The following is a 13,682-nucleotide window of genomic DNA, read 5'->3' as shown; positions in this document are numbered from 1 at the left end:
TCTGCCGTTATCAGATAACCGTTTTCTGAAACGACATACCCTGCCAGATATTTATTGTTATCATACCATAAATCCTGATCATTTGCTCCTTTCATCCATTTTTTTTCTGAGATAAAGGATGTAATGAATGCAGCCGCAGGTAAAAGCCGGAAACAGTATCGACAGGCCTGCTGCTGACATCATATAGATCACTGCCCCTTTTCCGTCATCCGGTGTTCCTGCCACAAAGCAGTAGAACATGGTAGCTGAAAAATACAGTGTGATCACCACTGAAATTAAGATTTTAAAAAACTTCCTCATTGCTTCTCCTTTCTGTAGTGTCTATATAAGGACACTGTTGTGATTCCAATTTTACCTTCATAATAAGATTAATTCAAGGATGAATCGGACAGGATATATATATGATAAAATATGACAGATTTTGGGTCACGATGAAGGAGCGTGGAATCACTCAGTATGATCTTTATGAACATTACCAGATCACCCGTTCACTTCTGGACAGACTTCGAAAAAATAAAAATGTTGAAATTTATACCATAGACAGGCTGTGTTCCATTCTCCACTGCGAGATCGAGGACATTGTGGAACACGTTCCCGAGCCTGACGAAAGGAACGAACATACAGAAAAAGCTTCAGAGAAAAACAATCCTTACTCTGAAGATAAGAAAAACTCTCTCTGACTGTGATCAGATGCAGCTTTTTTGTTAGCTGTGCTATCCGTGTCAGGGAGAGTTTTTCTGGTTTTTTTATAAAAAGATATAAAAAAAGGGGCCGAAGCCCCTTTTTAAGTGAATCTTATTTGTAGTTTACGATCTTTCCGAAATCTGGTTTCAGGGAAGCGCCGCCTACAAGACCGCCGTCGATGTCAGCCTGAGCGAATAAGTCAGGAGCTGTTGCAGCGTTTACAGATCCGCCGTACTGGATACGGATCTCTGCTGCTGTAGCGTCATCATAGATCTCAGCGATGCATTTACGGATATCAGCGCAAACCTCCTGAGCCTGCTCTGTTGTAGCTGTCTTACCTGTTCCGATAGCCCAGATCGGCTCGTAAGCGATAACTGCTGTCTTAGCCTGATCAGCTGTAACACCCTGGAATCCAACCTTAACCTGCTGACGGATGAAGTCCATTGTTACGCCCTGCTCTCTCTGAGTAAGTGTCTCACCACAGCACATGATCGGTGTGATGCCATGCTCGAAAGCTTTGAGCATTTTTTTGTTAACGTCCTCGTTTGTCTCACCGAAGTACTCTCTTCTCTCGGAGTGTCCAAGTACAACGTACTTAACGCCTGCATCTACGAGCATAGCCGGAGCGATCTCACCTGTGTAAGCGCCTTTCTCCTCGAAGTACATGTTCTCAGCACCAACCTGGATGTTAGAACCTTTAGCTGCCTCAACAACAGGGATGATGTCGATAGCCGGTACGCAGAATACTACGTCAACTTCATCGTTAACAACAAGCGGTTTTAAAGTCTCAACAAGCTTTACAGCCTCGCTTGGTGTCATGTTCATTTTCCAGTTTCCAGCAATAATTTTCTTTCTTGCCATTGTTTTTATCTCCTTTTTTGTGTTCTTGGAACACTTTATTTTTTATCAGTCTTTATCGTTAGCTGCTGCTACACCCGGAAGCTCTTTTCCCTCAAGGAACTCAAGAGAAGCACCGCCGCCTGTGGAGATGTGTGTCATCTTGTCGCCATATCCGAGGATATTTACAGCTGCTGCAGAATCACCGCCACCGATGATCGTTGTTGCATCTGTCTCAGCAAGAGCTTTGGCAACTGCTTCTGTACCATGAGCGAAGTTCGGCATCTCGAAGCATCCCATCGGTCCGTTCCATACAACAGTCTTGGCATCTTTTACAGCGTCTGCAAAAAGCTTCTCAGTCTCCGGTCCGATATCCATTCCTTCCCATCCGTCCGGAATCTCACCACGTTTTACAACCTGGATGTTGCAGTCGTTGGAGAAGTTATCACCGATTCTGTTATCTACAGGAAGAAGAAGCTTCACGCCCTTCTCCTCTGCTTTCTTCATCATGTCAAGAGCATACTGAAGGTAATCATCCTCGCAGAGGGATGTTCCGATATGTCCGCCCATAGCCTTGGAGAACGTATAGGACATACCACCACCGATGATCAGTGTATCTACCTTGTCAAGAAGGTTGTTGATTACAGAGATCTTGCTGGAAACCTTAGCACCGCCAAGAATTGCTACGAATGGTCTCTCCGGATTGTTTACAGCGTTTCCAAGGAAATCGATCTCTTTCTGCATCAGATATCCTACAACTGCTGTTTTTACATATTTGGTAACACCTACGTTAGAGCAGTGAGCTCTGTGAGCAGTTCCGAATGCATCATTTACAAATACATCACAGAGGGAAGCAAGATCTTCGCTGAACTTGTCTTCGTTCTTTGTCTCTTCTGCACGATAACGTGTGTTCTCAAGAAGAACTACATCGCCATCTTTCATCTCTGCTACAGCAGCTTTTGCGTTCGGTCCTACTACCTCAGGATCTGCTGCAAATTTTACTTCCTGGCCAAGAAGCTCAGAAAGACGAACTGCTACAGGTGCAAGAGAAAGCTCCGGTTTCGGCTCTCCCTTCGGTTTTCCAAGGTGGGAGCAAAGGATAACCTTTCCGCCGTCTGCGATCAGTTTCTTGATTGTAGGAAGAGCAGCTACAAGACGGTTCTCATCTGTGATCTTTCCATCCTGAAGCGGAACATTGAAGTCGCATCTTACAAGTACTTTCTGTCCTTTTACATTGATATCGTCAACACTTTTTTTGTTCAGCATCTCTATATCTCCTTAACTTTTATTTCTGCAAAAGCAGATGAATAAGGGCGAGCGGTATTGTTGTCCGCTCTGTTAACAGTCATTTCCTCAGACATTTTTTTGTTTGATCTTTTGGAAAAAAAGGGCCCGGTCCTCTTCAGACCGGACCCTTTCTGAGTCTATTCTTCTACACCCGTTCGCAGAAAATTAAGCGTTCAGAAGTTTTCCGAAGTGCTTGATTGTACGAACCATCTGGCTTGTGTAGGAGTTCTCGTTGTCATACCAGGAAACTACCTGAACCTCTGTTGTGCCATTCTCAAGTGGAAGTACCATTGTCTGAGTAGCATCGAAGAGGGAACCAAATCTCATACCAACGATATCGCTGGATACGATCTCATCCTCGTTGTATCCGAAGGACTCATTGGAAGCTGCTTTCATAGCTGCGTTGATCTGCTCTTTAGTAACGTTTCCTTCAACTACTGCTGTAAGGATTGTTGTAGAACCTGTTGGGGTAGGTACACGCTGTGCAGAACCGATAAGTTTGCCGTTAAGCTCTGGGATAACAAGTCCGATAGCTTTAGCAGCACCTGTGCTGTTCGGAACGATGTTAACTGCAGCTGCACGGGATCTTCTCAGATCGCCTTTTCTCTGCGGTCCGTCAAGTGTCATCTGATCGCCTGTGTAAGCGTGGATTGTGCACATGATACCGGATTTGATCGGTGCAAGATCGTTAAGAGCCTTAGCCATTGGTGCAAGGCAGTTTGTTGTACAGGAAGCTGCGGAGATGATCTTGTCCTCGTTTGTAAGACCCTGATGGTTTACGTTGTAAACGATTGTCTTAAGGTCGTTTCCAGCCGGAGCGGAAATAACTACGTGCTTAGCACCTGCATCGATATGAGCCTGAGCTTTGTCTTTGGATGTGTAGAAACCTGTGCACTCAAGAACTACGTCTACACCGATCTCTCCCCATGGAAGCTCTGCAGCGTTAGCCTTAGCATAGATTTTGATCTCTTTTCCGTCTACTGTGATGGAATCCTCGCCTGCTGTTACTTTATCAGCAAGAGCATATCTTCCCTGTGTAGAATCATATTTTAATAAGTGAGCAAGCATCTTAGGAGATGTAAGATCGTTGATTGCTACGATCTCAAATCCTTCTGCTCCAAACATCTGACGGAATGCAAGACGACCGATACGTCCAAAACCATTAATTGCAACTTTTACTGCCATGATAAATTCCTCCTATGAATTGAATGGTGATTTAAATCGTTCCTTTGTTAAAGAAACATCAACCTGTTTCATATTGTACCTAATTCCAAACAAAAATTCAAGAGCTATTTATAAAAAAGAACATTAAAATAAATATTAAGAAAATTTCTGAAAAATGTGCTATAATTCTCTGATAGAAAGTTCTGTCCTGCTGATTCCCAAAACGGATATCTATATTCCCGCTGGGAGTTTGACTTTCCCGGATTCATAACAGGCAGATACGATCATTGTCACAGAATATAAAGGCTTGAATATGGAGGTACAAAATGGACCAGAAAATTTTATGGGACTGCCATATGCACTCCTCTTTTTCCGCAGATTCCGATACACCGATGGAAGAAATGATCCAGACTGCCGCAGACCAGGGTCTCACGGGAATCTGTTTTACTGAACATTTTGATCCGGATTATCCCGATACTCCGGAAAATCTTGATTTTTCCCTGAACATCCCTGCATACCGCCAGAAACTTGAGAATCTTGCGGATGCTTTTAAAGACCAGATCCAGGTTAACTTCGGGATCGAGCTTGGACTTCAGCCTCAGCTTGCAGAATCTTTTTCCGATCTTCTGAAAGAAGTTCCCTTTGATTTCGTTATTGGTTCCTCCCATGTGGTGCACGGATACGATCCTTATTATCCTTCTTATTTTGAGGGCCGTAAGGAATCCGCATGCTACATGGAATATTTTGAATCCATCCTGGAAAATATCGCTGCTTTTGACGAGATGGATGTGTACGGACATATCGACTATGTAGTACGTTATGGTCCAAATCAGAACCGTCAGTATTCTTACGGACGATATAAGGAGATCCTGGACGAGATCCTGCGGACATTGATCCGCAAAAATGTGGGAATCGAGCTGAACACAGGCGGTTATCACTACGGGCTTGGTGAACCGAATCCCTGTGTCAATATTATCCGACGTTACCGTGAGCTTGGCGGTGAGATCATCACCATCGGTGCAGATGCCCATACTCCGGATAAAATCGGCTATGCTTTTGACAAGGCGGCTGATGTTCTCCGTGAATGTGGTTTTTCCTATTATGCTGTATTTAAAAACCGCCGTCCTGTTTTTCATAAGCTGTAGCTCTGTTTCTCTCTCCAGTGAGAGAGTTTACATTTTTATACCGAAAATATCATTTTATCTAAGGAGGAATTCTATATGTCAACAAAAAGACTCCAGAAAAAGAAAGCTGCCATGCAGGCAAAAAAAGAAAAGCAACTGAAAAAAAATACCTCTGCTACCGGCACCAGTTCCAGTGCTGCCAAATCTGTTGAAAATGCTAAAGCCGAAGTGAAAAAACTTGAAACCGTAAAGAAGGAAACGCTTAAAGTCGAAACTTCCAAAACTGAACCGATCAAAGTCGAGACTTCCAAGACCGAACCGATCAAGGTCGAGACTTCCAAGACCGAGCCGATCAAGGTCGAGACTTCCAAGACCGAGCCGATCAAGGTTGAGACTTCCAAGACCGAACCGATCAAGGTCGAGACTTCCAAGACTGAGCCGATCAAGGTTGAGACTTCCAAGACTGAGCCGATCAAAGTCGAGACTTCCAAGACCGAGCCGATCAAGGTCGAGACTTCCAAGACCGAGCCTCTGAAAGTCGAAACTTCCAAGGAGGACACAGCTTACGATGCCCTCTACGAGAAACGTCTGAAACACTACTACAATGATCTGAAATGGCTTTACTGCGAGCTGTTCCGCGATCACCCGGAAGTTGCCGGCACATTCTCAAGCCTCACAAAAAAGATGAAAGAAATCTACCGTGAGCGTTCTCTTTCCATGAAGGAAGCCGACCAGAACTGCGCTGCAGATCCTGACTGGTTCCGTAAGACTACTTTCACCGGAATGGCTGTAAATCCTGCTGACTTCGCAGATACTCTTTCCGGGCTGTCCGATAAGCTGGACTATATCAGTGAATGCAAAGCAGACACTCTGTACCTGACAGATCTTTTCCAGGCAACCTCCAACTGCTCTCTTCGCATTATCCCGGAGATCGGAACTTCCGAAGATCTGTACACACTTGCAGCTAACTGTAGGAAAGCAGGTATCCGCCTGGCTCTTGAGATCCCGTTAAGTCTTTCTGTGGATGACCCACAGTCCGGTGCGCCATGTGTGCTCCAGACTCCGGCTTATTTCAATGCAATGCTTCTTCAGATCCTGGAGCTTGCAAATGAAGGTGCTTCTGTATTCAGCCTTGGTATCCTTCCGATGATGCCGGAAGAAAATCTCTGGAAGCTTCACTCTCTGCTGCGTATGACCCGAATGGTGTGTGAGATCGTATGCCCCGGAATTCTTCTCCTTGGCGAAACAGACCGCCCACCTGCAGAGGCTGCTGCATTCGGCGGAACTTCCGATATGCCGGAACTTCACATTGTAAACAGCACCCAGCTGATGTCCGATCTCTGGCATACCGTTGCTACAAAGGACACTGCCCTTCTCCGCCGGGGAATCGACAGAGCTGCAGACCTTCCGCAGGCACCGGTATTCCAGAATTACCTCCGTAACCGCAACACGGTACGCTGGAATCTGGACTATGATTTCCTGAAAGGAAGCTTTATCACAGAAGGGCCTCACAGAGATTATCTGAATGAATTCCTGGCAGGTATTTTCCCTGATTCCTTTGCCCGGGGTGAAATTTATGTAAATCCGGAAACCGAGAAATCTGAGCTCTGCGGAACAACCGCATCTCTTGCAGGAATCGAGCGTTTTGATTATGAAGGAAATATGGAGGGTGTCAGCCGGGGAATCCGCTATGACGTAGCACTTCATGCATTGCTTCTTTCCCTCCCCGGAATTCCGGTACTTCGAAGCGGTGACGAGGTCGGACAGCTGAATGACTACACCTATAAAGCCGACATTTCCAAAGCAGCTGATCCCCGCTGGCTCCACAACGGACGTTTCAACTGGGCACTTGCCCGGAACAGAGCCGATGCCGAAACGATCCAGGGACGCATTTTCAACAGCCTTGAGCAGCTGGAATCCATCCGTGCCAGCCATCCGGTATTTGCACCTGAAGTTTCTGCACATACACTGGAAACCTGGGAAAAAGCTCTCCTTGCCCTGGTAAGAGAAACTTCTGAAGAAAAGCTGATCTGCATCTACAACTTCAGCGACCAGGATAATGTAGCCTGGATCAACGAACAGGACGGTACCTACACAGATCTTCTCACAGGAGTTCAGAGAGACGCACAGGCTGTAGAGATCCCGGCCTTCGGATTTATCTGGCTTATGCACACGAAATAATAGCTTTGTCAGGCGGATATCCACACTCTGCATTCTCTACACAGCTCTGCACCGGATAACTGGATAACTGCTTCACAGTTTATTTGCAAAAAAGGACACTGCCATTTTCAACGGGCAGTGTCCTTTTTTATTTCTCATATTATTATTTTCTCAGCTTATCAATAAATGCAGCAAATTTCCCCTGTTCCCCACTATCCAGCGAACGGCTGTAAATATTTCTGAGCCAGGCCGTGATCACATCGATCAGGATCGGAGAAAATGTCATCAGAAGGAACACCAGAATGATCATTCCGAATTCCAGCGATCCCAGTGTCAGAAGATTCTGCAGAACCACCGCCGCACCGAAAAAGATCACCTGCATACTGTAAATGATCACCTTTCGATACTTATTCAGAGGTGCGTAAACTGTCTTAAGTGCCGCCATATAATTCCATCCTGTTACAAGCACACAGGCTGTATTCAGCATAGCATTGGAATGGTATACATTCTGGCATACCAGCATCACACTGAACACACAGCCCGTGATGGTCACAGCAGCCGGAAATGCATTCATAAATACATGACGCAAAAATGTATGGTCGATCTTCTCATAATTATTCTCCTGTGCCAGAAGGAATGTAGGAATACCAACAGCGCAGGCACTGATCAGAGACATCTGGATCGGCTCAAAGGGATAGGAATCCCCGAAGAAGATCGTGATCAGTGACAGCAGCACGGAAAAAATCGTTTTGATCAGAAACATAGATGCCGCAGTACGGATATTATTTACAACCCGGCGTCCCTGATTCACAATTTCTGGCATTGCTGCAAAATTAGAATCCAGCAATACCACATTGGCAATATTCTTGGCAGCATCGCTGCCCTCAGCCATGGCAATACTGCAGTCCGCCTCTTTAAGCGCCAGAACATCATTGACACCATCACCGGTCATGGCAACCGTATGCTTCTGAGCCTGCAAAGACTTCACCATTGACTGTTTCTGCTGAGGTGTTACACGCCCGAACACACTATATTCTGCAACTGCCTCGTCCATCTGTTCCTGAGTTGTGATCGTTGTCGCATCGATATAATGCTCTGCATTTTTAAGGCCTGCACGTCTGGCAATTGCAGAAACCGTCACCGGATCATCACCGGAGATCACTTTCAGATCAACACCCTGACTTTCGAAATATGCCAGCGTATCCGGTGCCTCTGCACGAATCACATCTGTAATAAGCAAAAGTCCGACAGGTTCCAGTCCCTCCGGAAGCTCCGCTCCCTCACTCACATTTACACTATGGGCAAGAACCAGCACACGAAGACCTTCCTCTGCAAATCTGCCACAATACTCCATCAGCTCCGGGTTCCCTTCCGGAAAAAGAAACTGCGCTGCCCCCATCAGATAAGTACCTGTATCTGTAAATGCAGCTCCGCTGTACTTCCTGTCAGAAGAAAACGGGATCACATGATCCAGCTTCATATCCTGAGATACTTTAAATCTTGCCCTGAGTGCATCGGCAGTGGCATTCTGATCCTTCAGCACAGAAAGCAGATTTCCCATGATATGCTCGATCTCCCGGGTCTTCTCCGGATCTTCCTGACTATGTTTCTCCGGGTCAGCTTCTGACTTTTCCTGTAATACGAGATTCGCACTTCCATCCTCCTTTGCGATCGCATCTGTTGCTGAAACTGTAGAAGTCGCAGAACTCTCAGTTCCATTGCTGTCACCTTCGCCGGATTCAGGATCTTTCCCGGATATTGTCTCTGAAATCTCATCATACACCGGCGGATAGCTCTCCACCGCCTCCACACACATGGTACCCTCTGTGATAGTTCCTGTCTTATCCAGGCAGAGCGTATCCACGCGTGCAAGAGTTTCTATACAGTACAGCTCCTGCACCAGCGTCTTCTTCTGGGCCAGCTTCAGCGCACCCAGAGTCAGTGCCACACTGGTAAGAAGGACCAGTCCCTCCGGGATCATTCCCAGGACCGCTGCAACCATATTGACAACAGAATCCCGGATATTGTCTCCCACAAAATAATACTGTTTATAAAAAAGCAGCGCACCCATTGGTACGATAATGATACTGATCACCTTCAGAATGGCATTCAGGGAATTTCTAAGCTCTGAATTATGGCGCTTGAATTCCTTTGCCTCGCTGGTGATCCTTGACGCATAGTTGTCACTTCCCACATGGATGATCTGGCAGCAGGCCTGTCCCGCCGTCACAAAGCTTCCGGAAAAAAGCTCATCTCCCGGATTCTTCGGAAGATTGTCTGCCTCACCGGTAAGCAGGGATTCATTGACCTCAAGGCTTCCCTCCAGGATCTTCGCATCTGCCGGAACCTGTTCTCCGGCCTTCAGGAATATCAGATCATCGACAACCAGCTTCTCTGTAGAAATTTTCCATTTTTTTCCTTCACGCAGAACAACCGTCTTGGATTCTGTCAGGATGGCCAGCTTGTCAATCGTCTTCTTAGCACGGACCTCCTGAATGATCCCGATCACGGTATTAATAAAAATGATTCCTACAAACATGGAGTTTTTGTAGGAACCAACCAGCAGTACGAGAACCAGCAGCACCAGGTTCAGAAAATTGAAGAATGTCAACGTATTCTCCAGAATGATCTGCTTATATGTCCTGGTGTTGGGGTTTTCGTTATTATTTACCTGGCCCTGCGCAATTCTTTCCTGAACTTCTTCGTTCGTAAGTCCTGTCATGCTTCTTACTTACCTGTCCTTTCAATGGCTTACGGTTCTGTTCAACTGAAGCTTGCTCATGCCCCGGTTATGATCGTAAATAAAAGGAATCAATACTCCTCTTCTGTATCCTCTTCACCCTCGTGGATATCAGACTTCGGTTTGGAAAGACCCTCGATCTTAATGTGATGTTTCTCTGCATAATCCCAGAGAGCTGCATGAATTGCTTCCTCAGCAAGCAGGGAACAGTGGATCTTTACCGGCGGAAGTCCGTCCAGAGCCTCCATAACGGCCTTGTTGGTTACTTCCATAGCTTCCTCAATGGTCTTGCCCATTACAAGTTCTGTTGCCATACTGCTTGTTGCAACTGCTGCACCGCATCCAAATGTTTTAAATTTGCAGTCTTTGATAATATGAGTTTCGTCATCGATATCAAGGAATATTCTCATAATATCACCGCATTTTGCATTTCCTACAGTACCCACGCCACTTGCGTTCTCGATTTCACCGACATTACGTGGATGCTGAAAATGATCCATTACTTTTTCACTATACATTATTTTTTCCTCCTGGCAAGTATTTTTATTATTTTTTCTGCTTTTTAATAAAATCTTCATATAATGGAGACATGCTTCTTAAGTTTGCAGTAATATCTTTCAGCTTATCTACTACAAAATCAACATCCTCCATTGTCGTCTCCTCGCTTAAGGTCATACGGAGAGATCCGTGTGCGATCTCATGAGGAAGACCGATAGCTAACAGAACGTGTGACGGATCCAGAGAACCGGATGTACATGCGGAACCGCTGGATGCACAGATTCCGAAATTATCAAGCATCAGAAGAAGTGACTCTCCCTCGATGAACTGGATGCTTACATTTACGTTGTTCGGAAGACGTTTTACTTTATCTCCATTGAGACGTACGTACGGGATCTCTGTGAGGATCCTGCTGATCATATGATCTCTGATCTCGATTTCTTTTGCAGTACGCTCTTTCATGGACTTGTTTGCACGCTCTGCTGCAAGACCGTATCCTACGATACCAGGAACGTTCTCTGTACCTGCACGACGTTTTCTCTCCTGTGCTCCGCCATGTACGAAGGAGCGGATCTTAACGCCCTTACGGATATAGAGGAAGCCGATTCCCTTCGGTCCGTTGATCTTATGTCCGCTGGAGCTGAGCATATCGATATTGAACTCATCTACATTGATCGGGATCTGGCCGAATGCCTGAACAGCATCTGTATGGAACAGGATTCCATGCTCATGTGCGATCTGTCCGATCTCTTTCAGCGGCTCAAGAGTACCAATCTCATTGTTTGCAGCCATAACAGAGATCAGGATGGTCTCCGGTGTGATGGCTTTCTGAAGCTCATCCAGGTCAATGAAACCATTCTCATCTACATCCAGGTATGTGACCTTGGCACCACGCTCTTTTTCAAGGTACTCGCAGGTATGAAGGATGGCATGATGCTCGATCTTTGTTGTGATGATATGGTTTCCTTTATTTTTATATGCCTCAAAGGTCGCTTTCAGAGCCCAGTTATCAGACTCGGAACCACCTGCAGTAAAATAGATCTCCTCTTTTTTGGCTCCGATCACATCTGCGATCTGCTGTCTTGCCTTTGCGATGGCAGCCTTGCTGTTTGCCGCAAAATCATAAACGGTTGAAGCATTTCCATAAAACTCTGTAAAATACGGCAGCATAGCCTCCACAACTTCCGGTGCGGTCTTTGTGGTAGCCGCATTGTCCAGATATATCATTTTTCCCATTTTCTTTTCCTCCTGTTCAGGATAATTATTTTTCGTGTATTCTCCGGCTTTCTTCGATCAGCTCACTGAGCATCAGTGTATCCACTGCATCTGTGATACTGTCGTTGATCCTCTTCCACACTAATTTAGCCACGCAGAGATCAGAACCCTGGCAGCCACCGTCACCTTCTGTTCCCGGACATGTTGCAGCCTCCAGGCCACCCTCCAGGACACGAAGGATATCTCCCACTGAAATCTCTTCTGCCGGTCTTCCAAGGAAGTATCCTCCGGCTGCGCCGCGGACACTCTTCACAAGGCCCGCTTTCTTTAAAAGTGCCATCAGCTGCTCCAGATAGCTGACTGATATATTCTGACGGCCCGCAATACTCTGAAGCGAGACCGCTTCTTTCTCACTATAAAGACCAAGGTCTATCAAAGCCTTAAGTCCGTATTTTGCTCTTGTTGACAGTTTCATCCGCTCACCTCTTTTTCAATTCCCAGTGTTTTCCTCGGATTTCATGTTTACTCTATCAGAAACATATGGTTCTGTCAAGACTAACTTCTTCATATACTGACAAAAAAGACTCAAGGTTATCCATGTCAAAAAAAATATTTCTCAAAGGAACCCTGATTCTTGCCTGCACAGGCCTTATCAGCCGTATCGCAGGTTTCTTTTATAGAATATTCCTCTCCCATGCCATTGGTGCGGAAGGTCTTGGTTTGTATCAGCTGGTTCTTCCTCTCCAGGGACTTATGGCCGCTTTATCCTATACAGGGATCCAGTCTGCCCTTTCACGCCTGATCGCGTCCAGACTTGCCCTTCAGGAGAAAAAGGAGGCACGTTTTTCGCTGGTCACAGGAACACTTATGGCTGTCTTTTTTTCTGCTGCAGCCGGTTTTCTGCTTTTTCAGCACGCATATTTTTTTGCTTCCGCAATTCTGAAAACACCGCAGACTGCCGGTCTTCTTCGCATAACAGCTGTCAGTATTCCTCTCTGTGCCATTCATTCCTGCATTGACAGCTATTATTATGCCCGGAAAAAAGCCTCTGTTCCGGCAGCCGTGCAGCTTTCGGAGCAGTCTGCACGGATCGGCACTACCTATATCCTGTATCTGATCTTTCTTTCCGAAGGACGTCCGATCACTGCATTGATCGCAGCGGGAGGTTCCCTTGCCGGAGAGACTGCCGCTTCGCTGGTGTCGCTGCTGGTAGTTTCCTTTCATTTCGGAAATCACCCTGTACACGAAAAGACTCCCGTCAGGATCTTTCCGCTGATAAAGGACCTTTTCACACTGTCTTTTCCCATTTCCCTGAACAGGATCCTTCTGACACTTCTCGGCAGCATAGAAGCGGTCCTGATCCCACAGATGCTTCTGCGTTCCGGCATGACAGCCTCAGACTCACTGAAGATCTATGGGATCTTTACAGGAATGGCACTGCCCCTGCTCCTGTTTCCTTCCACACTTACCTCTTCCGCCGCTGTGATGCTGATGCCTTCCATCGCACAGCTTGATGCACTGGGAGAGCAGAAGCAGATCCGCCGTGTCACAGATCAGACCTTTTTTCTGTGCATGTTCCTGGGATTTCTATGCGGAAGCGGATTCTTTCTTTTTGGCCCATTCCTCGGAACATTGCTTTTTCACAGCCAGACTGCCGGAACCTACATACGGTATCTGTCTTTTATCTGTCCTTTTCTTTATACAAACACCATGCTCACCAGCATCCTGCAGGGACTTGGAAAACCGGGGCTCTGTCTGATCCACAGTATTGCCGGCATTCTCATCCGTATTTTCTCCGTTGTTTTTATAATTCCGGCAACAGGGATCCGAGGCTATTTTTACGGAATTTTTCTGGGTGAGCTGCTGCTTACTCTTCTACACGTGAAAGCGCTAAAATTTCCCTATCGACAATCGGCCAATAATCGTTTATAATAAATAATCGAAATGTCTATAGTTATGGAGGAATAAAGTAC

The 13,682-nt window shown here is 46.1% G+C and carries 12 protein-coding genes; 4 read left to right on the top strand and 8 right to left on the bottom strand.

Translation table 11 applies throughout. The features are described 5' to 3' along the window. Window positions 1-78: 78 nt before the first annotated feature. Complete coding sequence (locus ABCM67_RS01435) at window positions 79-300, bottom strand: hypothetical protein (RefSeq protein ID WP_021652279.1); 222 nt, start codon at window positions 298-300, stop codon at window positions 79-81. A gap of 101 nt (window positions 301-401) precedes the next feature. On the opposite strand from ABCM67_RS01435, the gene ABCM67_RS01430 reads away from it, so the two are divergent. Further along, window positions 402-680 carry a helix-turn-helix transcriptional regulator gene (locus ABCM67_RS01430; protein ID WP_015527002.1) on the top strand — a complete coding sequence of 93 codons (279 nt, stop codon included), beginning with the start codon at window positions 402-404 and terminating at the stop codon, window positions 678-680. Window positions 681-795: 115 nt separating this feature from the next. On the opposite strand, the gene tpiA is transcribed toward ABCM67_RS01430, so the two are convergent. From tpiA to gap, 3 genes are all read right to left on the bottom strand, one after another. After that, the gene (gene tpiA / locus ABCM67_RS01425; protein ID WP_021977259.1) at window positions 796-1,545 is read right to left on the bottom strand and encodes a triose-phosphate isomerase; all 750 of its coding nucleotides are present in this window, start codon (window positions 1,543-1,545) and stop codon (window positions 796-798) included. 45 nt (window positions 1,546-1,590) lie between these two features. Continuing rightward, a complete protein-coding gene (locus ABCM67_RS01420) occupies window positions 1,591-2,787 on the bottom strand; it encodes a phosphoglycerate kinase (protein ID WP_015527000.1) in 1,197 nt (398 codons plus the stop codon). Between the two features lie 186 nt (window positions 2,788-2,973). Then, window positions 2,974-3,993 (bottom strand): type I glyceraldehyde-3-phosphate dehydrogenase, encoded by a 1,020-nt coding sequence (gene gap, locus ABCM67_RS01415; protein ID WP_021652276.1) that lies wholly within the window; start codon window positions 3,991-3,993, stop codon window positions 2,974-2,976. Between the two features lie 305 nt (window positions 3,994-4,298). Here gap and ABCM67_RS01410 point away from each other — a divergent pair, with 305 nt between their 5' ends. Beyond that, entirely contained in the window at window positions 4,299-5,117 is an 819-nt protein-coding gene (locus ABCM67_RS01410) for a histidinol-phosphatase HisJ family protein (protein WP_342992432.1), read from the top strand. Window positions 5,118-5,192: 75 nt separating this feature from the next. Continuing rightward, window positions 5,193-7,277: a hypothetical protein gene (locus ABCM67_RS01405; RefSeq protein WP_342992431.1), complete on the top strand. Its 2,085-nt coding sequence runs from the start codon at window positions 5,193-5,195 to the stop codon at window positions 7,275-7,277. A 142-nt stretch (window positions 7,278-7,419) separates the two neighbouring features. Here ABCM67_RS01405 and ABCM67_RS01400 read toward each other — a convergent pair whose 3' ends face one another. The 4 genes from ABCM67_RS01400 to ABCM67_RS01385 form a co-directional block, all read right to left on the bottom strand. Next, complete coding sequence (locus ABCM67_RS01400) at window positions 7,420-9,978, bottom strand: HAD-IC family P-type ATPase (RefSeq protein ID WP_342992430.1); 2,559 nt, start codon at window positions 9,976-9,978, stop codon at window positions 7,420-7,422. Window positions 9,979-10,067: 89 nt separating this feature from the next. Further along, window positions 10,068-10,514, bottom strand: coding sequence for a Fe-S cluster assembly scaffold protein NifU (gene nifU / locus ABCM67_RS01395; protein WP_015526995.1), 447 nt, complete (start codon window positions 10,512-10,514; stop codon window positions 10,068-10,070). Between the two features lie 28 nt (window positions 10,515-10,542). Next, complete coding sequence (gene nifS, locus ABCM67_RS01390; RefSeq protein ID WP_021650819.1) at window positions 10,543-11,730, bottom strand: cysteine desulfurase NifS; 1,188 nt, start codon at window positions 11,728-11,730, stop codon at window positions 10,543-10,545. A 25-nt stretch (window positions 11,731-11,755) separates the two neighbouring features. Continuing rightward, on the bottom strand, window positions 11,756-12,184 hold the full coding sequence (locus ABCM67_RS01385) for an Rrf2 family transcriptional regulator (RefSeq protein WP_015526993.1): 429 nt from the start codon (window positions 12,182-12,184) through the stop codon (window positions 11,756-11,758). Between the two features lie 122 nt (window positions 12,185-12,306). Here ABCM67_RS01385 and ABCM67_RS01380 point away from each other — a divergent pair, with 122 nt between their 5' ends. Then, window positions 12,307-13,641, top strand: coding sequence for a polysaccharide biosynthesis protein (locus tag ABCM67_RS01380; RefSeq protein WP_118608588.1), 1,335 nt, complete (start codon window positions 12,307-12,309; stop codon window positions 13,639-13,641). The last annotated feature ends 41 nt before the right edge of the window (window positions 13,642-13,682 follow it).

The organism is Blautia sp. 2227st1_G12_2227SCRN_220401 (assembly GCF_039062885.1).
Taxonomy (GTDB): domain Bacteria; phylum Bacillota; class Clostridia; order Lachnospirales; family Lachnospiraceae; genus Blautia_A; species Blautia_A fusiformis.
This window is presented reverse-complemented; position numbering and strand designations above follow the sequence as displayed.